The sequence below is a fragment of the Streptomyces yangpuensis genome (assembly GCF_001005295.1).
Taxonomy (GTDB): Bacteria; Actinomycetota; Actinomycetes; order Streptomycetales; family Streptomycetaceae; genus Streptomyces; species Streptomyces yangpuensis.
The window spans coordinates 486504-511808 of sequence record NZ_LBMK01000002.1 but is presented as its reverse complement, the minus strand read 5'-3'; the positions used below and the strand labels follow the sequence as shown (position 1 = coordinate 511808).

At 71.2% G+C, this 25305-nt stretch carries 22 protein-coding genes and 1 pseudogene; 10 read left to right on the top strand and 13 right to left on the bottom strand.

Annotated elements, in window-relative coordinates:
• Nucleotides 1–96 precede the first annotated feature (96 nt).
• Entirely contained in the window at nt 97–1281 is a 1185-nt protein-coding gene (locus AAT21_RS07690; protein ID WP_046775988.1) for a DUF4190 domain-containing protein, read from the bottom strand.
• Between the two features lie 161 nt (nt 1282–1442).
• Complete coding sequence (locus tag AAT21_RS07685; protein WP_046775987.1) at nt 1443–3017, bottom strand: S8 family peptidase; 1575 nt, start codon at nt 3015–3017, stop codon at nt 1443–1445.
• Nucleotides 3018–3218: 201 nt separating this feature from the next.
• Between AAT21_RS07685 and AAT21_RS07680 the strand changes: the two genes are divergently transcribed.
• The 3 genes from AAT21_RS07680 (at nt 3219) to AAT21_RS07675 (ending at nt 5609) form a co-directional block, all read left to right on the top strand.
• Nucleotides 3219–4331 (top strand): threonine synthase, encoded by a 1113-nt coding sequence (locus AAT21_RS07680; protein ID WP_046775986.1) that lies wholly within the window; start codon nt 3219–3221, stop codon nt 4329–4331.
• 79 nt (nt 4332–4410) lie between these two features.
• On the top strand, nt 4411–4572 hold the full coding sequence (locus AAT21_RS37385) for a hypothetical protein (protein ID WP_157879651.1): 162 nt from the start codon (nt 4411–4413) through the stop codon (nt 4570–4572).
• Nucleotides 4573–4616: 44 nt separating this feature from the next.
• Nucleotides 4617–5609 carry an EamA family transporter gene (locus AAT21_RS07675; protein WP_079025501.1) on the top strand — a complete coding sequence of 331 codons (993 nt, stop codon included), beginning with the start codon at nt 4617–4619 and terminating at the stop codon, nt 5607–5609.
• Between the two features lie 36 nt (nt 5610–5645).
• On the opposite strand, the gene AAT21_RS07670 is transcribed toward AAT21_RS07675, so the two are convergent.
• The 4 genes from AAT21_RS07670 to AAT21_RS07650 form a co-directional block, all read right to left on the bottom strand.
• Nucleotides 5646–6437, bottom strand: coding sequence for a trypsin-like serine peptidase (locus tag AAT21_RS07670; RefSeq protein ID WP_046775984.1), 792 nt, complete (start codon nt 6435–6437; stop codon nt 5646–5648).
• Entirely contained in the window at nt 6434–7486 is a 1053-nt protein-coding gene (locus AAT21_RS07665) for an alpha/beta hydrolase (protein WP_052757693.1), read from the bottom strand. The genes AAT21_RS07670 and AAT21_RS07665 overlap by 4 nt, the downstream gene beginning before the upstream one ends.
• A 248-nt stretch (nt 7487–7734) precedes the next feature.
• Nucleotides 7735–8745: an alpha/beta hydrolase gene (locus AAT21_RS07660; protein ID WP_046777150.1), complete on the bottom strand. Its 1011-nt coding sequence runs from the start codon at nt 8743–8745 to the stop codon at nt 7735–7737.
• A gap of 399 nt (nt 8746–9144) precedes the next feature.
• Entirely contained in the window at nt 9145–9582 is a 438-nt protein-coding gene (locus AAT21_RS07650; protein ID WP_200904349.1) for a MarR family winged helix-turn-helix transcriptional regulator, read from the bottom strand.
• A gap of 90 nt (nt 9583–9672) precedes the next feature.
• On the opposite strand from AAT21_RS07650, the gene AAT21_RS07645 reads away from it, so the two are divergent.
• The gene (locus AAT21_RS07645) at nt 9673–10722 is read left to right on the top strand and encodes an SMP-30/gluconolactonase/LRE family protein (protein WP_235438719.1); all 1050 of its coding nucleotides are present in this window, start codon (nt 9673–9675) and stop codon (nt 10720–10722) included.
• 30 nt (nt 10723–10752) lie between these two features.
• Here the strand turns inward: AAT21_RS07645 and AAT21_RS07640 are convergent, their stop codons facing one another.
• From AAT21_RS07640 to AAT21_RS07620, 5 genes are all read right to left on the bottom strand, one after another.
• Nucleotides 10753–11322 (bottom strand): hypothetical protein, encoded by a 570-nt coding sequence (locus AAT21_RS07640; protein ID WP_046775980.1) that lies wholly within the window; start codon nt 11320–11322, stop codon nt 10753–10755.
• Nucleotides 11319–11699: a PadR family transcriptional regulator gene (locus AAT21_RS07635; protein WP_046775979.1), complete on the bottom strand. Its 381-nt coding sequence runs from the start codon at nt 11697–11699 to the stop codon at nt 11319–11321. The genes AAT21_RS07640 and AAT21_RS07635 overlap by 4 nt, the downstream gene beginning before the upstream one ends.
• Before the next feature lie 68 nt (nt 11700–11767).
• On the bottom strand, nt 11768–12376 hold the full coding sequence (locus AAT21_RS07630) for an HdeD family acid-resistance protein (RefSeq protein ID WP_046775978.1): 609 nt from the start codon (nt 12374–12376) through the stop codon (nt 11768–11770).
• Nucleotides 12377–12508: 132 nt separating this feature from the next.
• On the bottom strand, nt 12509–13153 hold the full coding sequence (locus AAT21_RS07625; protein ID WP_046775977.1) for a LuxR C-terminal-related transcriptional regulator: 645 nt from the start codon (nt 13151–13153) through the stop codon (nt 12509–12511).
• Nucleotides 13138–14385, bottom strand: a complete 1248-nt coding sequence (locus AAT21_RS07620; protein WP_235438718.1) for a sensor histidine kinase — start codon at nt 14383–14385, stop codon at nt 13138–13140. Before AAT21_RS07620 ends, AAT21_RS07625 begins: the two co-directional genes overlap by 16 nt.
• A gap of 176 nt (nt 14386–14561) precedes the next feature.
• Between AAT21_RS07620 and AAT21_RS07615 the strand changes: the two genes are divergently transcribed.
• A complete protein-coding gene (locus tag AAT21_RS07615; protein WP_046775976.1) occupies nt 14562–16487 on the top strand; it encodes a serine hydrolase domain-containing protein in 1926 nt (641 codons plus the stop codon).
• 161 nt (nt 16488–16648) lie between these two features.
• Here AAT21_RS07615 and sbnB read toward each other — a convergent pair whose 3' ends face one another.
• Together sbnB and AAT21_RS07605 are read right to left on the bottom strand one after the other, a co-directional pair.
• Complete coding sequence (sbnB, locus tag AAT21_RS07610) at nt 16649–17656, bottom strand: 2,3-diaminopropionate biosynthesis protein SbnB (protein ID WP_046775975.1); 1008 nt, start codon at nt 17654–17656, stop codon at nt 16649–16651.
• Nucleotides 17657–17710: 54 nt separating this feature from the next.
• Nucleotides 17711–19963: an MMPL family transporter gene (locus AAT21_RS07605; protein ID WP_046775974.1), complete on the bottom strand. Its 2253-nt coding sequence runs from the start codon at nt 19961–19963 to the stop codon at nt 17711–17713.
• Between the two features lie 357 nt (nt 19964–20320).
• On the opposite strand from AAT21_RS07605, the gene AAT21_RS07600 reads away from it, so the two are divergent.
• The 5 genes and pseudogenes from AAT21_RS07600 to AAT21_RS37940 form a co-directional block, all read left to right on the top strand.
• Complete coding sequence (locus tag AAT21_RS07600; RefSeq protein WP_052757692.1) at nt 20321–21307, top strand: ATP-binding cassette domain-containing protein; 987 nt, start codon at nt 20321–20323, stop codon at nt 21305–21307.
• Entirely contained in the window at nt 21304–22107 is an 804-nt protein-coding gene (locus tag AAT21_RS07595) for an ABC transporter permease (protein WP_046775973.1), read from the top strand. Before AAT21_RS07600 ends, AAT21_RS07595 begins: the two co-directional genes overlap by 4 nt.
• 21 nt (nt 22108–22128) lie before the next feature.
• Entirely contained in the window at nt 22129–23109 is a 981-nt protein-coding gene (gene sbnA / locus AAT21_RS07590; RefSeq protein WP_046775972.1) for a 2,3-diaminopropionate biosynthesis protein SbnA, read from the top strand.
• Nucleotides 23106–24599 (top strand): annotated as a pseudogene (locus AAT21_RS39975) (condensation domain-containing protein); the annotation flags it as partial. The gene sbnA and the pseudogene AAT21_RS39975, both read left to right, overlap by 4 nt.
• Before the next feature lies 1 nt (nt 24600).
• A partial coding sequence (locus tag AAT21_RS37940; RefSeq protein ID WP_235438716.1) for an AMP-binding protein occupies nt 24601–25305 on the top strand: 705 nt, incomplete at both ends.

Sequence of the window (25305 nt, the reverse complement as noted above, 5' to 3'; positions counted from 1 at the left end):
CAAGGGCCAGAGTTTCACCCGAAGTGATGAAGCCAGGTCACTCAAACCCGTTACCGCGCGTTACCCCGGCGGCGTCCCTCCGCCCTCGCACCGGCGTCACGCCGCCCCGGACGAGGGCTCCCCGCCGGACCCGTCCTCCGGCTCATCCGCCTCCTCCGAGCTGCTCTGGTTGTCCTCCAGCCACTGCGGAACCTCCGTCGACAGCCCGTACGCGCCGCGCAGCGCCCGCTCCGTCTCCAGGGACATCGCGGCGACGGCCCGGTCCCACCACCGGTCGAACTCGGCCCCCGTCCGCGCCTGGGAGGCACGCTGCCAGGCCGCGCGGGCCATCTCGATCTCCTTGAGCTGCGCGGGCAGGGCCGTCTCCAGCCCGGGCCGGGTCGCGTCCTGCTGGAGGACCTTCGCCTCCTCGCCGAGCGCCGCGTGCATCTCGCGCGCCCACGCCTGGTGCTTCTGCAGCGCGTCCGCCGCGTCCTCCTCGGGAGGCCGGCTCATGACGAACTCGACGCCGTTGGCCGCCCGCAGGAAGGCCGCCTGCTCCGGCTTCAGCATCGCGGCGTCCCGGCGGAGGCTGCCGCGCCACTCCTCCTCCGTCGTGCCGATCACGCAGAGCAGCAGCCGGTCCCCCTGCAGCCAGGACTGGCGCGAGGGCGCGTAGTAGAACATCTCCGCGAACTCGGGCAGGGCCCAGGTGTCCATCGCGTACTCGTCCTGCGCCTTCCAGCAGGCGTCCTCCGACGCCCGGTCGGCCGTCTCCGAATCGGGGTCGTCCACGGTGCCCGCCGTCTTCGCCGCGGTCACCTCGCCGTGGTGCACCTGCGCGCAGTCGACCGCGTACATCAGGGGCCGCTCGTCGAACAGGTCGCCGCCGGGGACGTTGAAGCAGTCGCCCGCCTTCAGGTCGTCGATGTCCCTGAGCTCGCCCTCGACCTCGGTGTACTCGGCCGGGGCCGGGAACCGGCTGCCGACCCCCTCCACGAAGCGGCCGACCGCGAAGACCATCACGCCGGTCATCACGACGGACACCACGAGTCCCGTGATCGCCAGGACCTTGCCCCGGTCCCCCTTCTTCGCGATCTGCACGAGGGCCGCGATACCGAAGGCGACGCCGAGCGGCGGGAAGCACAGCAGGCCGGAGAGGAGCGAGGCGAGGGCGAAGCCGTTGAGCGCCGGCGGCTGCGGCCCCTGGTCGAGCGGTGGCGCCCATCCCCACCCCGGCTGCGGTGACGGCGGGGGCCAGGAGTGGCCCGGTCCGGGAGGAGGACTCGGCGGGATGCTCAAGGGGTCGGACTCCATCGCAGGTGGCAGTGGCATCGCGGGGCACCAGGAGGCACCACGGGGGGGGCGCGAACGGATGCGCGAATAGTACGCAGCGGGGGCGACCGTCACTCGGTCGCCCCCGCTGTCATCTCATGGCCCGGTCATCGCCGGCGGCCCGTTCCTCAGAACTGGAGCGCCCAGGAGTCGAGCTTCCCGGTGTCGCCGTTGGCGTTGTCGTGGACCCGGAGCTTCCACGTGCCGTTCGGCGCCGCCTCGGAGGAGGCGTTCACGGTGAAGGTCCTGACGATGTTGTCGGCGCTACCGCCGGAGCGGTTGTGCAGGTTGTAGACGCTGCCGTCGGGCGCGATCAGGTCGACCCTCAGGTCACCGATGTAGGTGTGCTTGATGTCGACCGGGACCTTCAGCGTCGTCGGGGCGTTGCCGACGACGCCGCTGACGGCGATCGGGGACTCGACGGTCGCCTGGTCGTTGATCGCGTGGTCGGTCGTGTTCTCGAAGCGCTTGCCCGGCGGGACGGGGCCCAGGGCGGTGACGTGCAGCAGGCGGTTCGGCGAGCCGGTGCCGGGGTTCGTGACCAGGTTCGCGGTGGAGGAGCCGATCAGGGCCGTAGCCACCTGGGCCGGGGTGCTGGCCGGGTTCTGCGAGAGGTACACGGCGGCCGCGCCCGCGACGTGCGGCGTGGCCATCGAGGTGCCGTTGATGGTGTTCATCGCGTAGTCGCCCGTGTTCCACGCGGAGGTGATGGCGGAGCCGGGGGCGAAGATGTCCAGGGCGGGGCCGTAGTTGGAGTAGCTCGCCCGGGCGTCGGAGCCGGTGGTGGCGCCGACGGTGATGGCCTCGGCGACGCGGGCCGGGGACTTGGTGGAGGCGCTCTCCGACTCGTTCCCCGCGGCCACGGCGTAGGTGATGCCGGAGGCTATGGAGTTGCGGACGGCCGTGTCGAGCGCGGTGTCCGCGCCGCCGCCGAGCGACATGTTGGCGACGGCCGGCTTGACGGCGTTGCGGGTCACCCAGTCGATGCCGCGCTGCTGGACCCGCGTCGTGCCGGAGCCGTTGTTGTCGAGGACGCGGACGCCGACGATCTTGGCCTTCTTGGCCACGCCGTACGAGTCACCCGCGACCGTGCCGGCGACGTGCGTGCCGTGGCCGTGGCCGTCCTGGGCGGTGTTGTCGTTGTCGATGGCGTCGTAGCCGTAGGTGGCACGGCCGCCGAAGTCCTCGTGCGTGATGCGGACACCGGTGTCGATGACGTACGCGGTGACGCCCTCGCCGGCCTTGTCCGGGTAGGTGTAGCTCTGGTTCAGCGGCAGCGTCCGCTGGTCGACGCGGTCCAGGCCCCAGGACGGCGGGGACGGCTGGACGGCGCTGACGGTGAAGGTGCGGTTCTGCACGACCGACTGGACCGCCGGGTCGGCGGCGAGCTTCTCGGCCTGCGTCTGCGACAGCTCCACGGAGTAGCCGTTGAGAGCCGCGCTGTAGGTCCGGTCGATCTTCGCGCCGTACTTCTTCGCGACGAGCTTGCCGCTCACCGTGGTCGAACGGGGCGCGGTGTCCTTCAGGGTCACGATGTAGCTGTTGGGCACGGACCCCGGGGCCCCGGCGTTCTGGACCACGCCCCGCGCACCGCTGCCGGCGGCCGAGGCGGGCAGCGCGACGGCCGCGCCCAGCGCGAGGGCCACGACCGCGGTCGCGCTGATGCCGGTGATCTTCCGGCGCGTATGACGCATCACTGGCACGTGACGGTCCTCCTCCTAGGTGGTGCACTGCGGGGGGACGCAGCGGGGCCTCGTGGCACACGTGGCCATGACCATGCGTACGGCCTGCCGGGCGGTCGCCCCCGAAAGGCCGACCCGCCCCAGGCGAGACCTCAGGAGGACGGACGAACGCGTAACATCCTTGCCATACACCGGCCATGACCGAGCAAAGGCGCTCTGCACATGACGCACGCACCCCCCGGTTACGTCTGCTCCGAGGACGGTACACGCGCCGACGTCCGGACCGCTCCCTGGGGGTGCCCTCTGTGCGGCGGACCCTGGGACCTCGATTTCACGCCGGACCCGGACGCGGAGCTCGACCCGTCCGCCGGACCGAATTCACTGTGGCGGTACGGGCCGGTACTGCCGCTGCCGGGGGCGTTCTCCCTCTCCCTGGCGGAGGGTCACACTCCGCTGATCCCGCTGGGGGAACGGATCCACGCCAAGCTCGACTTCCTGATGCCGACGCTGTCCTTCAAGGACCGGGGCGCCGTGATGCTCGTGGAACTCGCCCGGCGGCTGGCGCCGCAGCGCGTCGTGGCGGACAGCAGCGGCAACGCGGGCACGTCGGTGGCGGCGTACTGCGCACGGGCCGGGCTCGACTGCGAAATCTTCGTACCGGAAGGGACGTCGGAGAAGAAAACCGAACAGATGCGGGCGCACGGGGCGGTCGTCCGCGTGATCCCGGGCGGCCGCGAGGCCGCGGCCCTGGCCGCCCGCAAGGAGGCGGACGCCCCCGGCGTCTTCTACGCCAGCCACGTGTTCAACCCGTACTTCCTGCACGGGACCAAGACCTACGTGTACGAGGTATGGGAGGAGATGGGCCGACGGCTCCCCGAGGCGCTGGTGGTGCCGGTGGGCAACGGCACCCTGCTGCTCGGCGCCGCGCTGGCGACGCAGGAACTGGCCCGACGCGGCGTCAGGCCGCCGGCCCTGATCGCGGTCCAGTCGGAGGCGGTGGCCCCGCTGGCGGAGGCGTTCGCGGCGGGCGCGGAGGATGCCGCGCCGGTGGAGCAGCGGCCCACCCTGGCCGAGGGGATCGCGATCCCGGCGCCACCGCGCGCCCGCCAGATCCTGGCCGCGGTCCGCGCGTCCGGCGGCACCTTCGTGACGGTCCCGGACGCCCGGCTGCGCGAGGCCCAGCGGGACCTGGCCCGGCGCGGCCTGTTCGTGGAACCGACGGCCGCCGCCTGCTGGGCCGCGGTGGGCCCCTCCTCCCCGACCGACCCCTTGCAGGGCCGCACAGCGGTCATCCCCCTCTGCGGCGCAGGCGCGAAAGCCGGCCTGGCCTCCTGACCCCACCCGTCATCCGTCCCCGCTCCCCCGACCCCGATGCACACCCCAGCCCCACCGCACCCTCCAGCCCCGCCGGCGCTTGACCCTCGGCGTCCGCCGCGTCAGCCTCGGCTCCTGGGTGGCCGAAGCCGCGTACGCCGTGGTCCGCCGCGCCGCCGAGGGGCGGATCGCCGACGGGACCTACGGCGCGCTCGCGCACGCGCTCCCGTACGGCGAGCTGAACAACCTGCTCAAGGGCTGAGACATCCAGATGCCTGCATGGGCCAACGACCATAGGATCCGGGCATGAGCACCTCAAAGCCGGACTCGCCTCCGCCCGCGACACCTGCCCCGGACCCGGCCACGGACCCGGCCCCGGTGGACGGCGGGCCCACGGCCACCGCACCCGGCAGGATCACCGGCGCGGTGTGGACCGCGCTGGCCCTGGTCTACGTCGTGTGGGGGTCGACCTACCTCGGCATCCGCATCGTCGTCGAGACGATGCCGCCCTTCCTCTCCGCCGGAGCCCGCTTCATCACCGCCGGCCTGCTGCTGGCCGCCGTGGTCGCCTGGCGTCACGGCACGGCGGCGCTCCGGGCCACCCGGGCGCAGGTCGGCTCGGCGGTCCTGGTCGGGCTGCTGCTGGTGCTCGGCGGCAACGGCCTGGTCGTGCTCGCCGAGACCTCCATACCGTCCAGCCTGGCCGCACTGCTGGTGGCGGCGGTGCCCATGTGGGTGGTGGTGCTGCGCGCGGCCACCGGGGACCGGCCCCCGGGCCGCACCCTGGCCGGGGTGCTCGTCGGTCTCGCGGGTCTCGCGGTACTGACCAGCCCCGGGCTGAGCGGCACCGTACGGCTGTCGGGGGTGCTGCTGGTGGTGGCCGCGTCGATGCTGTGGTCGCTGGGCTCCTTCTCCGCATCGAAGCTGTCCCTGCCCGGCAACCCGTTCACGGGCAGCGCCTACCAGATGCTCGCGGGCGGCGTCGCGGGCGTGCTCGTCGGCCTGATGCGCGGCGAGCACCGCGGTCTGGACCCGACTGCCTTCTCCACCGCCTCCTGGCTGGCCCTGGGCTATCTGGTCCTCTTCGGCTCGCTCGTCGGCTTCACCGCGTACGTATGGCTCCTCCAGGCCGCACCGCTGTCGCTGGTGGCCACGTACGCCTACGTCAACCCCGTCGTCGCCGTCGCACTCGGCGCGCTGATCCTCGACGAGGCCCTGACCTGGCCGATCATGGTCGGCGGTGCGATCGTCGTGGCGGCGGTCGTCGTGATCGTCAGCACGGAACGGCGCAAGAAGTAGCGGCGGCGCAGGAAGAAGTGGCGGCGGCGCAGGCGCTCAGTCGCGCGCGGCCCGCTCGTACAGCGCCTTCGCCCGCTCGTCGAACAGCGCGGCCGTGGAGTCCACATCGGTGTCCCCGCCGCTCAGCACCCCGATGAGGTGCCCGGCGGGGTCCGCCCCGCCCCGGTCGGCGATCCAGGGGCTGCCGCTGGTGCCCGTCCAGAAGCCCGCGCAGCTCATGTAGAGCATGTCGGGGTCCTCATCGTCGTGGCGGGTCTGCGTCGTACAGGACACGGGCCTGTTCTCCGGGTTGTGCTCGGACTCCGGGTAGCCGACGACGGTGACGTCCCGTTCGTAGCCGGAGGTCCATTCCGGCCGCGGCGCCTCGGCGCGGCCGCCGACGGCTTCCTGCACGCTGCGCCCGTCCTCGTCCGGCTCGATGGTGAGGAAGGCGAAGTCGGCCGTGTCCTCGCCCCACTTGGTCCAGCGCTCGTCGACGTGGATCGCCTTGACCTTCCACACCCCCAGGGGCTGGGTGCCGTCGCCCTCGCCGGAGAAGGCCGGGGCGAAGGAGAGCTCACCGATGGCCAGGCCGTCGTGGGCCACCTCGCCCGGCTGCCCGTCCTCGCCGGCGGGGGCGACGCAGTGCGCGGCGGTGGCGACGACATTGCCCTTCGGGCTGTCGACGACGCTCGCGGTGCACCAGTGCTCGCCGCCCGCCATGAGTACGCCGACCGTGGGGAAGGGAAGCACCGGACGCTCGCCGGGCGCCTTCATGAAGGCCACGGCGCACACCGCCGCGATGCCCGCGGCGGCGGCCGCCGATGTTCCCTTCACCACCGTGCTCATCGCACGCCGGGGTCGGGTGTCGGTCCCTTCATCACCTTGCTGATCCACTCCAGGGAGCCCTCCCTCATGCCGCGCACATACGACTTTCCGTTGTGCTCACCATCCTGGATCACCTGGAGGGAAGTGTGCACGGGGCCCTTGCCGTACTCCTTCATGAACTTCTCGGCCTGCTCGCGGCCGGTCTCCTTGGTCCCGATCTGGAAGTTGATGTAGACCTCGGGGCCGCCCGCGTCGATCAGCTTCGCGGCGAGCTTCTCGGGGTTGTTCGCGTCCATGGCCTGCGTGTTCCCGTTCCACAGCGGGGAGTCGGGGACGATGTCGGTCCCGCTGGCGATGGCCGCCTTGAACCGGTCGGGGTACTTCAGGAGCTGCTTGAAGCCGTTGAATCCGCCGGCCGACGAGCCCATGAAGGCCCACCCGTCGCGGGAGGTGAAGGTGCGGAAATTGGCCTTCGCGAAATCGGGGACGTCATCGGCCATCCAGGTGCCCATCTTGGGCTGGCCGGGGATGTCGGAGCCGTCGAAGTGGTGCTTCGTGTCCGCGTTGGTCACCGGCATGATCAGGATGAAGGGCAGGCTTTTGCCTGACCTGGCCCCGTCGGCGACGGCCTGCTGGAGGCCGAGGCCGGGGCCCGTGCCCCAGTAGTTCGTGGGGTAGCCGCGGCCGCCCGGCAGGGAGATCAGGACCGGGAAGCCGCTCTTGGCGTACTTCGGGTCGTCGTACTCCTTCGGTACCCACACCCACACGTCACCCGTGAAGCCGGACTTCTTGCCGGTGAGGGTGGCCTTGCCGATCTGGGTGCCGTCGGGGAGCCGGCTGGTGCGGACGAACGAAGCCGCCGGCCCCGTCGGCATGAGCACCTCCGGCAGGGCCTCGGAGGCGGTGGCCGTCTTCTCCTGCACCTGGACCTTGCCGAAGGAGACCGGATCCCCTATGTCCGAGAAGAGGCCGAACTTGTACGCTGCTCCGCCCCCGGCGAGGGCGAGCGCCAGACCGCCGCTGATCAGAAGCAGGCGCCGGCGGGTGGGGCGGCGGCGGCCCGTGGTCATGGGGCTGCCATCGCCTTGCTGGTCATGCTGCACGCTTGTTGTCCCGTTCCTTCTCCGGCGCTCACCTCGGAGCGCGGGCCGGACCGCTCGGTCCCCCTTACACCCCTTACAGAGGTATGAACGACGGCCCGGGTTGCCTGAGACGGGGGTGACGTGGCGAGCACCACGCGCGGGGGCGGGGGTGGACGCGGGGCGGGGCCGCGGGGGTGGGGGCCCGCCCGCGCGTGCCCCCGTACCTGCCGCCCGGCTCAGCCCGCTTCCGGCTTCGGTGCCTTCAGGACCTTGCTGACCCACTCCAGGGAGCCTTCCTTCATGCCCCGGACGTAGTGCCAGCCGTTGTGCTCACCGTTCTGGATGTCGCGGATGGTCGTCTTGACCGGCCCCTTGCCGTACTGCTGCTGGAACTTCGTCATCCGCTCCTTCCCGGACTCCTTGGTGCCGATCTGGAAGTTGATGTAGACCTCGGGACCCTTGCTGTCGATCAGCTTCTGGGCGAGCTTCTCGGGGTTGTTCGCGTCCATCTCCGCCTGGTGGCCCTTCCACAGCGGGGAGTCGGGGACGATCTCGCCACCGCTGGCGATGACGGCCTTGAACTTGTCCGGGTGCTGGAGGACCGTCTTCATGCCGACGAACGCGCCCGACGAGGAGCCCATGAAGGCCCAGCCGTCACGGGACTTGTACGTACGGAAGTTGGCCTTGGCGAAGGCCGGGACGTCCTCGGCGATCCAGGTGCCCATCTTGGCCTGGCCGGGGATGTCGGAGCCGTCGTAGTAGTACTTGGCGTCCGGGTTGAGCACCGGCATGATCACGATGTACGGGAGGCTGGTGCCCGCCTTGACGCCCTCGTTGATGGCCTTCTGCAGGCCGAGGCTGGTGTCGGCCCAGTAGTTGTTCGGGAAGCCGTTGCCGCCCGGGAGCGCGATGAGGACCGGGAAGCCGCTCTTGGCGTACTTCGGGTCGTCGTACTGCTTGGGGGCCCACACCCACACGTCGCCCTCGAAGCCCGACTTCGCGCCCGCGACGCGGGTCTTGGCGATGATCGTGCCGTCGTCGAGCTTGGCGGTCTGCTTGAAGTCCGACCTCGGACCGGTCGGCATGAGCACGTCCGGGTCGCCGGAGGGCTTGGCCTCGGCCGACGGCGCACCCGCGTCCGGCTTGCCCTCGGCCGGCGGCGGGTTCTTGCCGAAGGTCACGGCCTCGCCGTTGCCCGAGAACCAGTCGAGCTTCCATGCGGCGAACCCGCCGCCACCGAGGAGCAGCGCGAGGGCGACCACGGCGCTGATCCATATTCGACGCCGGGACCGCTTGGGCTGCGGGGGCTCGACGTCGTGCGGGTGCCCGGCCGGGGCGGGCGGGTAGCCGTACGGCGCCTCGTACGACTGGTGCTGCGGGTGCTGCGGGTGCTCCGCGTGCTGCGGCTGCTGCGGGTGCCGGTACTGCTGGTGGCCGCCCTGCCCCTGGGGCGGGTGGTCCTGGTACGACTGCTGGTCATCAGGCCGCGGGCGCTGCGGGTACTGGTGCACGAACTTCGCTCCGAACGGTCTTGACTGCCCCCGAGGGCAGAACGGCTTGTCTCCCCTAAGTCCTGATGAGCAAACCACCCGCACAGTTCCAAATTCGAGCAAAAAACATACGGCGATGCGCGCACGGGCGCGACCTCACCGCTGGGCGTCGAGCACCTCCGCGCACCGCCCGAGCAGCTCGATGAGCAACTCCCTTTCCTCCTCGGTGAATGCGGCGGCGAGTGCCCGTTCCACCCGCACCGCGCCCGCGTCCGCGAGTTCCATGACCGCGCGCCCCTCGTCGGTGAGCCGGGTCTCCAGCACGTTGCGGTGCCACTCGTGCGGGGTCCGCTCGATGAGCCCGCGCTCCTGGAGGTTCTTCAGGACGGTGTTCATGGTCGGCGGTGTCACCCCGCACAGGCGCGCGAGCGCGGCGGCCGAGATGCCGGGCTTCTCGGCCAGCCAGAGCAGCGCGGCGTACTGCGGAACCGTTACGGCGGCCGGTTTGCAGGCCGCGTTCTTCGCCGCGAGAAGTGCCTGCTCGGCGCGCTTCACATGCGAGCCGATGCGCTCCTCGGGGGCCATGGAGGTCATGACGGCATCCTATGACCCTTGCCATACATTAGAGCTCTAACATAGATTCGCCCTCACTTGATGGGTAGAGGACGTCCAATGGGGGATGCGATGACACGGCAGACGACGCAGGCGGAAATGAAGACGAAGGCGCCGAGGAAGCAGAAGGCCGCGAGGTCGGTCCTGGTCGCGGCGGTGGCCGGGGTGCTCGCCCTCGGGGCGGCGGGGCCGGCTCCGGCGGCGGCCCGGGCCGCGGGCCCGTCGGGCGAGCCCCGGATATCCACCGCCTTCTCGCTGCCGGGGGCGAAGGTCTACCCGGAGGGCATCGCCGCGGATCCGCGCACGCACACGGTCTACGTCGGCTCGTACGCGGACGGCACGGTCTACCGGGCCCGGCCCGGCCGGTCCGAGGCCGAGGTGTTCCTGCCCTCGGGTACCGACGGCCGCCGGACGGCCAACGGCCTGCGGGTCGACACCCGCGGCAGGCTGTGGGTCACCGACTCGACCAAGGGCGTGGCCGTCTACGACACCGTGACCGGGACCCGGCTCGCCCACTTCGAAGTGGCCTCGGGGGCCTCCGCACGCTTCGTGAACGACCTGACCGTCACCCCGGACGGCACCGCGTACCTGACGGACAGCGTCCGCGGTGTGATCTACCGCGTGACCCCGCGGCAACTGGCCGCCGGCAGCGGTGTCCTGACCGAGGCCTACGACCTCACCCCGGCCCTGCGTCCCCGCCCGGCCGGGGGTTTCAGCCTCAACGGCATCACCTCCGACCGCACGGGCCGCTATCTCCTCACCGTGGACATGCCGACCGGCGACCTCTTCCGCGTGGACCTGCGTACGGGGGCCGTCCGCCGGGTCGCGCTCACCGGCGGTGACATGAAGGCCGCCGACGGCCTCGACCTGGCCCCGGACGGGACCCTGCGCGTGGCGCACAACACCACCAACACGCTGACCCGCTGGCAGCTCGGCGCGGACGGCACCCGCGCCCGGCTGACCCGTACGGTCACGGACCCGTCCCTGCAGATCCCCACGACCCTGGCACGCGTCCCGGGACGCACCCTGGTGGTCCGCTCGCAGTTCGACAAGGGTGGCCCGATGAACCCCGGCTCGGGCACCCCGACCACCTTCACGGTGGCCTCGGTACGCGGCCTCTGACGGCCCGGGACCCTACCCCCGCCCCCGCCGTCAGGCCTGGACGGCGGGGGCTGCGTTCCTACGGGCCCGTACGTCGGCGAAGGCGTACGGCAGTCCCGGCAGCAGCAGGAGAGGCGCCACCCACAACGGCGCCGTGAACACCGGAGCCTCACCGGCCAGACGGCCGGTCAGGAGGGCTACAGGCAGGGCGGCACAGAGGCCGATCGCCCAGCTCCGGAGCATGCCCAGGCTGCCCCGCCGCAGCTCCCAGACGACCGTGGCCACGCCGAGGACGACCCAGAAGGCGATCTTGCCGGGGGTCAAGGCCGTCTCGGTGGTCCACCGGCTCAGGCACGCCAGCAGCAGGAGACAGCCGAGCACAAAGCTGCCCAGGCAGGCCATGCGCAGCAGTCGGCGCGGGAGCGGCGCCCGCGCCCGGGCCCAGGCCGCGGCGAAGGTGCGTACGTCGTGGCCGACGACGTCCTGCCCGGTGCGGCCCGCGGCCTCCGCGTCCTCCAGGTGCGCGGAGAGCTCGTCGAGCATCTCCCGCATGGACGCGTCGTCGATCCCGCGGTACTCCCAGTTGCTGCGGCAGGCGGCGAGTATCTGCGCGTTCGTCATGGCATGGTCTCCCCCGTGGATGGCGTGGTGGCGGTGAGGATCCGGCCGACCGGCCCGGCGAAGGCATGCCAGTCGGCGCGGCCGCGGCCGAGTTCGGCCTGGCCCGCCTCGGTCAGCCGGTAGTACTTGCGCGGGGCGCCGCCGGTCGGGGACGGGGCGCGGTACGAGGAGATGAGCCCCGCCCGCTCCATCCTGGTGAGCAGCGGATAGATGCTGCCGTCGCTGACGAGCTCCAGCCCGCCGGCGGCGAGCGCCTCGGCGAACTCGAAGCCGTACCTGGGCCGTTCGGCGATCAGGGACAGCAGGCAGAGGTCGAGCACTCCGCGCAGGAGCTGACTGCGCCGTTGGTCACCGGTCGTCTGCCGCCCCTTTGTCATGCGGTACAAGATAGTGGCCAACTATCTTGTACCGCAAGACAACGAGGGAGGAGGCGGCGGACGGCCGCCTACCTGGACGCGGCGGCCCGACGGGTGGCGGAACGCATCACCAGGGCCATCACCACTTCGAACACTCCGAGCAGCACGAGCCACAGCCCGAGCAGCCGGGTCAGGGCGACCGCGGAGTCCACCGGGAAGCAGAGCACGACGATTCCGGCGACGGTGCCGAGCGCGCCCAGGCCGAAGAGCAGCCCGCGGTGGAGGAGGAGGCGGTCGGCGATGGCGACGTAGGCCGTGAGCAGCCCTGTGATCAGCCAGAACACCCCGACGATCAGGGACAGCGCGCCGATCGTCTGCATGGGATGGCGCAGCACGAGGACGCCGGCCAGGAAGGCCAGGATCGCGATCAGCACGCTCGCCAGCCTGCTGCCGCCGACGTCGTTGCTGTGCGAGAAGGCCCCGACGAAGCGGAACCCGCCCGCCACGAGCAACTGCAGCCCGATGAGCACGGCCAGGACGTGCAGCGTCTCGTCGGGCCAGACGAGCACGAGGATGCCGGGGATCAGGGTCGCGAGGGCGACGCCGAGCGCCCAGTGCCACGAACTCCCGAGCCGGTTGAGCGTGTCTTCGGGGTCATGCTGCGCGCGCTGCGGTGCCGCGTCGGGATGTACGGACATCACACCTCCCGGACTCACCTGGAGTACCTTTACACCTATTTTATGCCGATACATCCAAACCCGCGGCCCCGGCCGGCGCCGCGGCCACCCGGCCTCAGGCCCTGCGGCCTCAGGCCCTGGGCGGCCGCCGTGTCACTTGAGGTACGCGATGACCGCGAGCACCCTCCGGTTGTCCGCATCCGACGGGGGCAGGTCGAGCTTGGTGAAGATGTTCGACGTGTGCTTGATGACCGCGCGTTCGGTGATCACCAGTTCCTGGGCGATCGCGGCGTTCGAGCGGCCCTCGGCCATCAGGCCGAGCACCTCGCGCTCGCGTGGGGTGAGGCGGGAGAGGGGGCCGTCGCGGTGGAGCTCCTTGGCGAAGAGCTTGGCGACGACGTCGGGGTCCATGGCCGTGCCGCCGGACGCGACACGGCGGACCGCGTCCACGAAGCCGTCGGGGTCGAAGACCCGGTCCTTGAGCAGGTAGCCGATGCCCCCGCTGCCGTCGGCGAGGAGTTCGCGGGCGTAGAGCTGCTCCACGTACTGGGAGAGGACCAGGACCGGCAGGCCGGGGACCTGGCGCCGGGCCTCGAGGGCGGCCCGCAGTCCCTCGTCGGTGAACGTCGGCGGGAGCCGGACGTCGACGACGGCGACGTCCGGCTTGTGGTCGAGGAGGGCCTGGAGCAGTCCGGGCCCGTTGTCCACGGCGGCGACCACCTCGAAGTCGTACGACTCCAGCAGGCGGACCAGACCGTCCCGCAGCAGGAACAGGTCTTCGGCTAGGACAACGCGCACGGCAGCTCCATGGTGAGGGTGGTCGGTCCGCCCGGCTTGCTGTTGATCGCGAGGAGCCCGTCGAAGGCGGCCAGGCGGCGCTCGATGCCGCGCAGTCCGGTGCCGCGCGAGGGGTCCGCGCCGCCCTGGCCGTCGTCGACGACCTGGCTGCGCAGCGCGCCGCCCTCGTGCCAGAGGTCGATGCTCACGGTCGTCGGCGAGGCGTGCTTGGCGGCGTTGGTGAGGGCTTCGGCGACCGCGAAGTACATCGCGGACTCGACGGGCGCCTCCAGCCGGCCGGTCAGGTCGGCGTTGACGGTGACGTCGAGCGGGCTGTCCAGGGCCAGGGCGCGCACCGCGTCCGCGAGGCCCCGGTCGGCGAGCACCGGCGGGTGGATGCCGCGGACGAGGTCGCGCAGCTCGGTCAGCGCGGCGGCGGAGGCCTTGCGGGTGTCGGCCAGGATGGCGCGTACGGCCTCCGGGTCCTTGGCGAGCAGCTGCTCGGCGACGCCGAGGTTCATCCCGAGGGCCACCAGACGGGCCTGCGCGCCGTCGTGCAGGTCCCGCTCGATGCGGCGCAGTTCGGCCGCGGAGGTGTTGACGGCGTCACTGCGGCTGTCGGTGAGGCGGCGGACGCGCTCGGCGGTGCGGGTCGGGGTGAGCAGCGTACGGGCCAGGGAGGCATGGGCGCGCAGCAGCGCGGGGCCGGCGGCGAGACCGGCGAGCAGGGTCACGAGGCCGAGGGCGGCGGCGTACCAGGCGGAGGTCAGGTCGCTGATCTCGACCCACAGGTAGTAGTTCTCGCCGGCGTCGGCGATGGGCCGGTAGATCGCCGGCATCAGCATGCCGCCGAGTCCGCCGACGACGAGGACGAGCGGCGACAGCGCGAGCACCACCCCCACCACCGGGTTGACCAGCATCCACGCCAGGTCCCGCCAGGTCGCCGGGTCGGTCAGCACCCAGTGCGTGCGCTGCCACTGTCCCTTGAGACCCGGCTCGGCGGCGGGCGCCGGAAGGTACGGCTCCTCGACCGTGCGGCCCGACCACCGTGCCGCGTTCCTGCGGGAGTTGTTCACCACGGCCCGTACGGCGACGGCGAGCGCCGGGACGAGCAGGACGCCCAGGCCGATGCCGATCAGGGAGACCGCCGTCACGAAGAGGCAGAACAGGACGAGTTCCCCGATGGCGAGGAAGAGAACGGGCAGCCCTCTGCCGAGGGAGCGGAAGCCGGTACGTACATCCAGGTTGTTCACGATCGTCCCATTCCCCTCTGCGCACGGCTCGCTGCCGTGGTGATGTCCCTAGTCTTCTTGGCTCGGGCCCGGCACACACGGGACGTGTGTGCCGTGTGCGGTGGTGTACCCAGGTCCCCCATCGGACGCCACCGAGGTGTCTGTTTCGGCGCTGTCGTGGCGACTTGACTGTATACATGACGATGCGACTGCGACTGCGGCTCCTGCTCCTTCCGCTGTGTGTCCTGCTGCTCCTGGCGGGTGGCACCAGCGCTGCCTCCGCGGGGCCGGCACACCGGACGGGGGCCCGCTCCGCGGCCGGGCCGTCCGAACTGCCCGGGCTTTCGGGGGCGGTCGACGCCCTCGTGCGGCGGCAGCTCACCGACTACCGCATCCCCGGCGCCTCCGTGGTGGTCGTCGAGAACGGCGAGCCGGTCCTCACCCAGGGGTACGGCGTCGCGGACGCCGCCTCGGGGACACCGGTGGATCCCCGGCGCACCGGCTTCTTCATGGCCTCCGACGCCAAGCTGTTCACGGCGATCGCGGTCCTTCAGCAGGTCGAGCGGGGGCGTCTCGACCTGGGATCCGACGTCAACCGCTACCTCTCCTCCTTCAAGGTGAAGGACACGTATCCGGGGCATCCGGTGACCGTACGCGATCTCCTCACGCACACGGCGGGTTTCGACAACAACATCATCGGGCGGGCCGCCACCCGGCCCGAGGACGTGCGCCCGCTCGGCGAGAGCCTCGCCGACCACCAGCCGCGCCGGGTGCGCCCGCCGGGCGAGGTCGCGAGCTACGACAACTACGGTGTGGCGCTCGCCGGTCACCTCGTCGAGACGGTGACGGGCACCCCCTTCGCCGCGTACGTGGACCAGTCGATCCTGCGGCCCCTCGGCATGGACCGTACGAGCTTCGCGCAGCCGCACACCCCCGTCATCGAGGCGGACCTCGCCCGCGGCCACCGCCCGGACGGTGGCCACCAGCGCGTCCAGGACGGCCAGTACGGCGACTGGTCCCCGACCGGCGCCGGCGCCGTCACCACGGCGGCGGACATGGGGAAGCTGCTGCGCGCCCTGCTCGGCGGCGGCGGTCCGGTCCTGGGCGAACGCTCCGACTCCGCTCTGCTGGCACGGCAGTTCGGCAATGACGACCGGCTGCCCGGCCTCGGTTACATCCTCGAGGAGCGCGTCCGCGGCGGACAGCGGATGCTGGTCAAGGACGGCGACCTGCCCGGCTTCCACGGCAATCTGGCGCTGCTGCCCGAACGGAACGCCGCGGTGTACGTCGTCTACAACGGCGACGGCGAGAACGGGCGCGCCATCTACGCGGGGCAGGAGCTGGCCGACCTCGTCGCCGACCACTTCGGTGGGCCCGCCGCCGTGCGGAGCTCCACGTCGCTCGCCGATGTCGGGCAGTACGAGGGCGACTACCGCTCCACGCGCACCAGTTCCTCGGAGCTGACCCGGGTCAGCGCGCTGACCGGTTCGGTGCGGGTGAGCGCGGGTGAAGGGGCGACGCTGACCACCACGGGGCTGTCGCGCGACCCGGACGTGACCGAGCGTCACTGGGTGCAGCTGAGCCCGGGGCTCTTCCAGGAGGAGGGCGGCGAGGACCGGATCGCCTTCCGTGACGGTCGCCTCTCCGTCGCCTCCGAGGTCTCCGTCGCGTACGAGCGGCTGCCCTGGTACCTCTCCCCCACGCTGCACCAGCGGGTGCTGCTCGGCTCGCTCGCGTTCCTCGCCCTGACGGTACTCGCGCTGCCGGTGCTCGCCCTGCTGCGCCGACGCTCGCCGGGTGCGCCGGCCGGGGCGCGCGCCGCCAAGCTGCTGCTGTGGACGTCCGGCGCGCTGATCACCGCGGCGACGGTCTGCTTCCTGCTGCTGTCCGCCGACCCCAATGCCCTCAACCGCACGATCATCGTGGGTGACTCGCCGCTCCTGACCGCGGTACCGGCCCTGACCGGCATCGCGCTCGCGACCACGGGCGCCATGGTCGTGTGCGCGTTCCTTTCCTGGCGGCGGCGCTGGTGGCACCTGTCCGGCCGGCTCCACTACTCGTGCAGCACGCTGGCGGCACTGATCTTCCTCGGTGTGTGCGCCTCGTACCGGCTGGTGGGTTAGGCCGTCCCTTTCGGATCCTGCCGGGGCCGGCAGGATCCGAAGGAGTCGGCCCGGGGGGCGGCTGCCCCACGGCGTAGGGGTCACGATCGTTCCTTCGTCGGACGTGGGGCGGCCCGGGCAGGAGCTCCTGCCCGGGCCGCGTGTGCAGAGGGGGCCGGTGACTACCAGCGGGTGGTCTCGCCGAAGAAGTCCGCGATCTCCACGGCCTCGCCCGAGGCGCGCGCCGCGCGGAAGACGTGCAGGCCGACCGCCAGGTCGAGGACGCCCAGGCCGAACGGTGAGAAGATCACCGGCTTGTCGCCACCGGTGGTCACCTCGCCCTTGATGAGCTGGGCGAGCGTGCCGGTGACGAAGTGCCGGTCGCCGTACTTCTGCTCCGCGAGGTGCGGCGAGGTGTTGGCCTTCATGCAGTGCTCGACGTCGTCGAGGATGTTGTAGGCGCCCTCGATCAGCTCCGGGCCGATGTCCCGCAGCGAGATGTTGAGGACGGTCTGACCGGGTGCGAAGGCCTCCGGGTCGAGGATGTACGGCTCGGCGGCGGTCGTCGCGAGGACCACCACGTCGGCGCCGGCGAGGGCTGCGGCGAGGTCGTGCTCCGTGCCGGCCGGGTAGCCGAGGACGTCTCCGGCGTGGGCGGCGAGCGCGGAGCCGTACTCCTCGCTCTTGTCGTGCACCGTGACCGAACCGAACTGCCAGTCACGGGACTTGAAGAACTCCAGGATGTTGCGCGCGATGATGCCCGCACCGACGACCGTCAGCTTTCCCGCGGTGCGCCCGCCGGTCAGCTGCTCCGCGGCGAGCACCGCCGAGGCGGCCGTACGGGCGGCGCTGATCTGCGAGGCCTCCAGGCATGCGAAGGGGTAACCGGTCTCGTGGTCGTTGAGCAGCAGGGCCGCCGACGCACGCGGGATGCCGCGCTCGATGTTCGCCGGGAAGCTGCTGATCCACTTGATCCCGGAGATGTCGGCGCCGGCGCCCAGGTGCGCGGGCAGCGCGATGATGCGGGCGTCGGGCTTCTCGGGGAAGCGGAGGAAGTAGCTGTCGGGGTTCACCGAGTCGCCCGCCTCGTGGGCGAGGTAGGTGTCGCGGACGACGTCGACGATGTCCTGCCGGGAGGCCGAGATGATCTCCCGTGCGGTCTTGCCGCCGATGACGCTGAACTCGTACATGGAGAAGGTTCCTTGGAGTCGTGAGCGGATACGGGGGTGAGGGCCTCCGGCCGCTCAGCGGCCCGCGAGGGTGTGCTCGGCGGGCTCGGGCCGCCGGTGCCCGGCGGGTGCGGCGTGCTGCCGTGCCGGAGCCGGCTCTTCCTCGCCGTGCGAGAGCTCGGGCAGCCACTTGAGCCAGGAGGGCAGCCACCAGTTGGACCGGCCGAGCAGCACCATCACGGAGGGCAGCAGGACGGCGCGTACGAGCGTGGCGTCGAGCAGGACCGCGATGGCCAGACCCACGCCCAGCTGCTTGAAGTCCTGCATGGACAGCGTGCCGAAGACCGCGAAGACGGCCACCATGATCAGGCCGGCGCTGGTGACGACCCCGGCGGTGGAGCGGACGCCGTGGGCGACGGCCGCCCGGTTGCCGACGCCCTGGTCGTAGGCCTCACGGATCCGGGAGACCACGAAGACGTGGTAGTCCATGGACAGGCCGAACAGGACGACGAAGACGAACAGCGGCATCCAGGACTCGATCGCGCCGACGGCCGTCGTGCCGACCAGCTCGTCGCCCCAGCCCTTCTGGAAGACCGCGGTCATCACACCGTAAGCGGCGGCCACCGACAGGAGGTTGAGGACGATCGAGGTGATCGCGATGACCGGGGAACGGAAGCAGAGCAGCATCAGCAGGAAGCTGATGCCCATCACGAAGGCGAAGACGGGCAGGATCGACGACTTGAGCTGGTCGTTGTAGTCGGTCGAGAACGCGAGGTCGCCACCGACCGGCGCCTGGTTGGACCCGTCCTTCTCCAGGGTGGCCGGGATGATCACGTCGCGCAGTTGCTCCAGGGCACGGACCGAGGTCGCGTTGCGGCCGTCACCGGCGAGAGGGGCGTTGATGACCGCGATGTTCTCGTCCTTGTGGACGGTCACCTCGATGGGGTTCATGACATGGCCGGAGGCGAGTGCCCGCTCCTTGAAGGCGGTGATGGCGCCGGTGGCCTCGGCCGAGGTGACGTTCCCGGTCTTGAAGACGATCTGGGCCGGTGCCGGGGCGCCGGGGAAGGCCTTCTCGATCCGCCGGGCGGTCTGCGCGGTGACGTTGTCGGCGGGCAGCAGCTGGTCAAAGCCCAGCTTCTCGGTCTTCATGGACAGCGCGGGCGCGGCGAGAGCGAGCAGGAACGCGATACCGAGGGCGGCGGACAGGGCGGGCGCCTTCAGGACGGCGCCGAGCAGCCGGCCCGGCTTCTCGCCCACGCTGCGTACACGCGTCGTGCGGCGCAGGCCCGGGATCCGGCCGGCGTCGATCTTGTCGCCGAGCATCGCCATCACGGCGGGCAGCACCGTCATGGAGCCGAGTACCGCGATCAGGACGACCTCGATCGTGGCGATGGCGAACCCCTCGAAGACCGTGAGGCCGGAGAGGAACATGCCGGCCATGGCGACGGCCACGGTCAGACCGGAGATCAGCACCGAGCGGCCGGAGGTCGCGGCGGCGATCCGCAGCGCGCTCTCCTTGTCACGGCCGGCGGCGCGCTCCTCGCGCTCGCGGCGGAGGTAGAAGAGGCAGTAGTCGACGCCGACGGCGAGGCCCATCAGGAGCAGCACCGAGTTGGTCATCGCGTCGACCGGGACCAGCTGGCTGGAGAGCGCGAGCAGGCCCATGGCGGCGACGCACGCGGTGATCGCGAGGACCAGCGGCAGGACGGCGGACAGGAGCGCGCCGAACACGACGAGCAGGATGCCGAGCGCGACGGGCACGGCGGTGAACTCGGCGCGGGTGAAGTCCTCGCCGAGCGAGTCGTTGATGCCCTTGAGTCCGCTGGCGGCGCCGTACTGGCCGAACGTGACGTCCGTGTGGGCCTCGTCCGCCTTGGCCAGCGCGTCGACGACGGGCTGGATGCGGTCGGCGGCCGTGTCCGGGTCGCCCTTCACCGCAAACTGGACCAGCGCGTCGTGCTTGTCCTCGGAGAACGCGCCGGTCTCGTACGGGTCGCCGATGTTCTGGGCGAGGCCGGTGCCGTCCACGGCCGCGATCGCGGCGGCGACGGCCTTCTTGAACTCGGGGTCCTCGGCGGCCAGTCGATCGCTGTGGACGAGGATCATCTCGGGCGCCGGGGTCTTGATGCCGGCGTCGACGAGGATGCGGGCGGCGCGGCCCGACTCCCCCGTGCCGTAGTCGGCCTCGGTCAGGCTCTTCTGCCCCGTCAGACCTCCGAGGACTGTGAGCGCGATGACAGCGAAGAGCCATCCGAAAAGTGCGGTCTTGCGGTGCCGGGCGCTCCAGGCTCCCAGTGAAGCCGCCAGATTTCGTTGCCTTGCCATTACCTCTCCCAGTGGGACGTCTGCGGTGAGCGTTGCTGAGCGACGTCTCTCACTGTAGATATTCGGCGCCGGCGAACTCCCTTCCGGACATGTCAGCTCAATGCGGCTGCAGCATCCTGCCAGCACGCAGGCAATGCGACGTCGGCAGCATGCTGCCGCGGCAGTCTGTGGCCACCGGGAACGACGCGATCCGGCCAGGTCGCCGGTTAGGTTCCTTCTCGTCGGGAGGTACGGGTGAGAAGGACCGCGATGCAGGAACCACGCAACCCGCAGCATGCCTGCTCACCGGACAACTCCCCAATCCGGAACCAGCCAAACAATTCGCCAAATTACCTGGGACATGAAAGGGGGAATTCCGTGAACACCGCGATCGAGGCCGCCGGCCTGACGAAACAGTACGGCAGCCACCGCGCCTTGGACGGCGTGGACCTGTCGGTCGAAGCGGGCACGGTGCTCGGTCTGCTCGGGCCCAACGGCGCGGGCAAGACCACCACGGTCCGCATGCTCGCCACCCTGCTCGAACCCGATGCCGGCACGGCTCGCGTCGCGGGCTTCGACATCGTGCGGCAGCGGCGCGAAGTGCGCCGCCGGATCGGTCTCGCCGGGCAGTACGCCGCCGTCGACGAGCTCCTCACCGGCCGCGAGAACCTCATCCTGCTCGGCAGGCTGCTGCGGCTCGGCCGCAGGGGCGCAGCGGTTCGCGCCGCCGAACTTCTCGCACAGTTCGAGCTGGAGGCCGCTGCGGACAAGCCCGCCAAGGAGTACTCGGGCGGCATGCGGCGCCGCCTCGATCTCGCCGCGAGCCTGATCTCCTCGCCCGAGGTGCTGTTCCTCGACGAGCCCACCACCGGACTCGACCCGGCCAGCCGGGCCACGCTGTGGCGGATGGTGCAGGACCAGGTCGACCAGGGCGTCACGGTCCTGCTGACCACCCAGTACCTGGAGGAGGCCGACTTCCTCGCGGACCGGATCCTGGTCGTCGACCGGGGCCGGGTGATCGCCGAGGGCACGTCCGACGAGCTCAAGCGCAAGGTCGGGGGCGAGCGCCTGGAGGTTGCCGTCGCCGACGCGGCCGCGCTCGCGCAGGCCGCCTCCGTACTGGCGCCGCTCGCAGTGGGCCCGCCGCAGCTGGACGAGCGGCAGCGCACCCTCCACGTACAGCTGCCGGACGGCATGGGCGCGCTGGCGTCCGCCGCGACCGCCCTCGAATACGCGGGCGTCACCGTCGAGGAGTTCGCCCTGCGGCGGCCCTCTCTCGACGACGTGTTCTTCCATCTGACCGGCGAGCTGACGGGCGCGCCGGCCTCGCACCCCGGCGCAGCGAAAGCGGAGGCGTCCCTATGAGCTCGGTGCTTGCCCACGGCGGTGACGTCGCGGCCCTCACCGGCCGGCATCTGCGCCATCTGCGGCGCACCCCGGAGAAGATCATCGGTGTGGCGCTGACGCCCGTCGCGATGGTCGTGATTCTGGGCTATCTCTTCGCGACCGTCGTCGAGGTGAAGAACACCGGCGGCAGCTACCGCGAATACATCATGGCCGGGGTGTTCGCGCAGATCGGACTCTCCTGCATCGGCATCACCGCGATCGGTGTGGCCGGCGACCTGGAGAAGGGGCTGATCGACCGGTTCCGCTCGCTGCCGATGGGCCGGGCCACCGTCCTCGTCAGCCATACGCTCGCCGATCTCGCCGCCGCGGCCCTGAGCATCGTGCTCGTGGCCGCCACCGGGCTCGCCGTCGGCTGGCGTGTGCACGGGTCGTTCGCCGAGAACGCGGCCGGCTTCCTGCTGCTGCTCGCCTTCGCCTACGCCATGCTCTGGGTCGGTGCGCTCCTCGGCATGCTGATGCGCAACCTGGAGGCGATCAGCGGCGTGGCCGCCCTGCTCCTGGTCCTGTTCTCCTTCCTCTCCAGCTCGTTCATGCCGCTGACCGGGCTTCCCGGCTGGCTGCAGGTCCTCGCCGAGTGGAATCCGGTCAGTGCGGTATCGGAGGCCTGCCGGCAATTGTGGGGAAACACCGGAGTCGCCGCATCCGGAAGTTTCCCGGTGGAACATCCGGTGATTGTCTCGCTGGCCAGCATCGGGCTGCTCATCGCCATTCTCATACCTCTGAGCCTGCGTGTGTACCGCACATCGGCCACGCGATAGCCTTGTCTTGATGGGGGGATCATGCCGGTTATCTCGGCACCGCACGAATTCAACACCGAGGATCTCTACGTAGATCTCCGGGAGATGTACGGATATCCGCTGCACCTCAAATGCGAAGGGTTCAATTTCGCCGGTTCCATCAAGCTCAAAGCTGCGGCGAGCATGATCGAGGCGGCCGAGCGCAGCGGTCGGCTCACCAAGGGCTCGACGCTGGTGGAGTCCTCGTCCGGCAATCTCGGGGTCGCGCTCAGCGTGATCGCCGCGGCCAAGGGCTACCACTTCATCTGCGTGGTCGACTCGCGGACCAACCTCGCGACCCGCAAGCTCATCGAGTCGCTCGGCAGTGAGGTGCACACCGTCACGGAGCCCGCCGCGGAAGGCGGGTTCCTGGCGGCGCGGCTCGAGTACGTGCGGGCGCTGCTCGCCCGCAGCCCGCGGGTCGTGTGGCTGAACCAGCACGCCAACCCGGACAACTGGCGGGCGCACTACCGCACCACGGCCCCGCAGATCGAGAAGCAGTTCCCCGACCTGGAGCTGCTGTTCATCGGCGCCGGCACCACGGGCACCCTGATGGGCTGCGCCCGCTATTTCAAGGAGCTGCCGCGGCCGGTGACGGTCGTCGCGGTCGACAGCGTCGGCTCCGTCACCTTCGGCGGCCCGGAGGGTCCGCGCATGATCCCCGGACTCGGCACGGGGGTACGGCCCGCGCTGCTCGACACCTCGTACGTCGACGACGTCGTGCACGTCCCCGAGGCCGACACCGTGCGCGCCTGCAACACCCTGGCGCGCGGGGGATTCCTCTTCGGCGGCTCCACCGGGACGGTGGTGAGCGGTGCGCTGCGCTGGCTCGCCGAGCACCGTCCGAGCCAGAACGTCACGGCGGTCGCCATCGCCCCGGACCTGGGCGAGCGCTACATCGACACCGTCTACCAGCCGAGCTGGGTGCGTGACGTGTACGGCATCGAATCGTCCGAACTTCCCACTGGAGCAGTGCAGTCATGATCCCCGCACCCCCCGCCCGGCAGCTGCCGCTCTCCGCCGCTCAGCGCGAGATGTGGTACGGGCAGCAGGCCGACCCGGGCAACCCCGTCTTCACCATGGGCGACTTCCTCGAACTGCGCGGCCCCCTGGACACCGCCCGGTTCACGGCCGCGTGGCAGGGGGTGCTGCGGGAGGCCGGCACCCTTCGTGCCCTGTTCACCGAGCTCGACGGCGAGCCGCGCCAGGAGCTCGCCGCCGTCGGGGACTTCCCCGTAGAGACGCTCGACCTGTCGCGGGAGCCGCAGCCGCGGGACGCCGCAGAGGCGTTCATGCGCCAGGACCTGCTCACGCCGCCGGACCTGACCGCGGGCACACTGCGTTCGGTACTCCTGCGGCTCGGCCCGGACCACCTGCTGTTCTACATCCGGGTCAACCACATCCTGGTCGACGGGTTCAGCCGCGTCCTCATCTACAACCGGCTCGCCGCGCTGTACGCGGATCCGGACGCCGAGGGCGCCTTCCCCGATCCGCGCACGCTCACCGACGACGAGGACGCGTACGCCGCGACCGCCAAGTACGCCAGGGAGCAGGAGTTCTGGCGGGGCCGCTTCGAGGAGCAGCCCGAGCCGGTGAGCCTCTCGCCGCGCCCCGGCGGGCCTGCCCGCAGTTCGCTGCGGTGCGAGGCCGTGCTGCCCGCGGCCGCGGTCGAGCGGCTGCGGGCGCTGGCCTGGGACTCCCGCATCACCTGGCAGACGCTGCTGATCGCCGCGACCGGCGCGTACGTCCAGCGGGCGGCCGGTGTGGACCGCGCCCTGCTCACCCTCGCGGTGCCGGCCCGTGCCACGGCGGCCGCCCGCGCCGTTCCGGGGATGCGCGCCAACTTCGTGCCGCATCCCGTACGGGTGCTGCCGGGCCGTACGGTCGCGGACTTCCTGCGCGACAGTGCGGGCGAGCTGCGCGCCACACTGCGCCACCAGAACTACCGGGGCGACCGGATCCGTCGCGACCTCGGCTTCACCGGGGACGCGGGACGCTCGCTCGGGCCGACCGTCAACGTCCTCGAATCGGGCTTCGACTACACGTTCGGCGAGTGCGCCGGACTCCTGCACAATCTGTCGACCGGCCCGGTCGAGGACATGCAGATCATCTATCTCGACTCGGCCGAGGACGGCTACGCGGTGCGCCTCGACGCGAACCCCTCGCGCTATACGCAGCAGGAGCTCGAACTCCACCAGCGCCGCCTGTTCGGCTGGCTGGGGACGCTGGCCGAGGCGGGGCCGGACGCGGTCGTCGACCAGCTCGGCATCCTGCTGCCGGAGGAGTCGGCCGCGCTGCGCGCGGGGTGGAACGCCACCGCGATCGACGAGACATACGCCGGGGTCGTGGAGCGTGTACGGGCACTGGCTGTCGAGGAGCCCGAGAAGACTGCGGTGCGCGATCCGCAGGGTTGTGTCTCCTACGGTGAGCTGGTCGGTCTCGCTTCGGCTCTGAGCCGTCGTCTGGCCGCGGCCNGCGGTGCGCGATCCGCAGGGTTGTGTCTCCTACGGTGAGCTGGTCGGTCTCGCTTCGGCTCTGAGCCGTCGTCTGGCCGCGGCCGGAGTGCGTCCCGGATCGCGGGTGGCGATGCTGTGCGAGCCCGGGATCCCCTTCGTCACCGGCATCCTCGGCGTCCTGGGCGCCGGAGCGGCCTGGGTCCCCCTCGACCTGCGGGCCCCCACGGCCCGCACCGCCGCACTCCTCGACGACTCCCGGCCCGACGTCCTCTACACCGGACCCGGACTGCAGGAGACGGCCGCCGAACTGCTGGCCGCCACATCGAGCACACCGGCCGTGGTCACCTGGGACGGCACCTGCGACACCGAACTCTCCCCGCCCGTGGGCGGCGGTGACGACCTCGCCTACATCATCTTCACCTCCGGCTCCACCGGCCGCCCCAAGGGCGCCATGGTCCACCGCGCCGGCATGGTCAACCACCTCCTCGCCAAGATCGACGACCTCGGCCTGACCTCGGACGACGTCGTCGTCCACAACGCCCCCGTCACCTTCGACATCTCCGTCTGGCAGATGCTCTCCCCCCTCGTCACCGGCGGACGCCTCCTCGTCGTCGACCGCGACACCGCCGCCGACCCCCAGGAACTCTTCGGCCGGATCACCACCGACAACGTCACCATCCTCGAAGTCGTCCCCTCCCTCCTCCGCGCCGCCATCGACTCCTGG

What these genes read in the sequence shown, in the direction of transcription:
- AAT21_RS07670 (WP_046775984.1), bottom strand. Translation starts at nt 6,437, where the DNA reads ATGAGCACGGTGGTGAAGGGAACATCGGCGGCCGCCGCCGCGGGCATC.
- AAT21_RS07640 (WP_046775980.1), bottom strand. Translation starts at nt 11,322, where the DNA reads ATGACGAACGCGCAGATACTCGCCGCCTGCCGCAGCAACTGGGAGTAC.
- AAT21_RS07605 (WP_046775974.1), bottom strand. Translation starts at nt 19,963, where the DNA reads ATGGCAAGGCAACGAAATCTGGCGGCTTCACTGGGAGCCTGGAGCGCC.
- AAT21_RS07635 (WP_046775979.1), bottom strand. Translation starts at nt 11,699, where the DNA reads ATGACAAAGGGGCGGCAGACGACCGGTGACCAACGGCGCAGTCAGCTC.
- sbnA (WP_046775972.1), top strand. Translation starts at nt 22,129, where the DNA reads ATGCCGGTTATCTCGGCACCGCACGAATTCAACACCGAGGATCTCTAC.
- AAT21_RS07650 (WP_200904349.1), bottom strand. Translation starts at nt 9,582, where the DNA reads ATGACCTCCATGGCCCCCGAGGAGCGCATCGGCTCGCATGTGAAGCGC.
- AAT21_RS07595 (WP_046775973.1), top strand. Translation starts at nt 21,304, where the DNA reads ATGAGCTCGGTGCTTGCCCACGGCGGTGACGTCGCGGCCCTCACCGGC.
- AAT21_RS07675 (WP_079025501.1), top strand. Translation starts at nt 4,617, where the DNA reads ATGAGCACCTCAAAGCCGGACTCGCCTCCGCCCGCGACACCTGCCCCG.
- AAT21_RS07645 (WP_235438719.1), top strand. Translation starts at nt 9,673, where the DNA reads ATGACACGGCAGACGACGCAGGCGGAAATGAAGACGAAGGCGCCGAGG.
- AAT21_RS07665 (WP_052757693.1), bottom strand. Translation starts at nt 7,486, where the DNA reads ATGACCACGGGCCGCCGCCGCCCCACCCGCCGGCGCCTGCTTCTGATC.
- AAT21_RS07615 (WP_046775976.1), top strand. Translation starts at nt 14,562, where the DNA reads ATGACGATGCGACTGCGACTGCGGCTCCTGCTCCTTCCGCTGTGTGTC.
- sbnB (WP_046775975.1), bottom strand. Translation starts at nt 17,656, where the DNA reads ATGTACGAGTTCAGCGTCATCGGCGGCAAGACCGCACGGGAGATCATC.
- AAT21_RS07630 (WP_046775978.1), bottom strand. Translation starts at nt 12,376, where the DNA reads ATGTCCGTACATCCCGACGCGGCACCGCAGCGCGCGCAGCATGACCCC.
- AAT21_RS07680 (WP_046775986.1), top strand. Translation starts at nt 3,219, where the DNA reads ATGACGCACGCACCCCCCGGTTACGTCTGCTCCGAGGACGGTACACGC.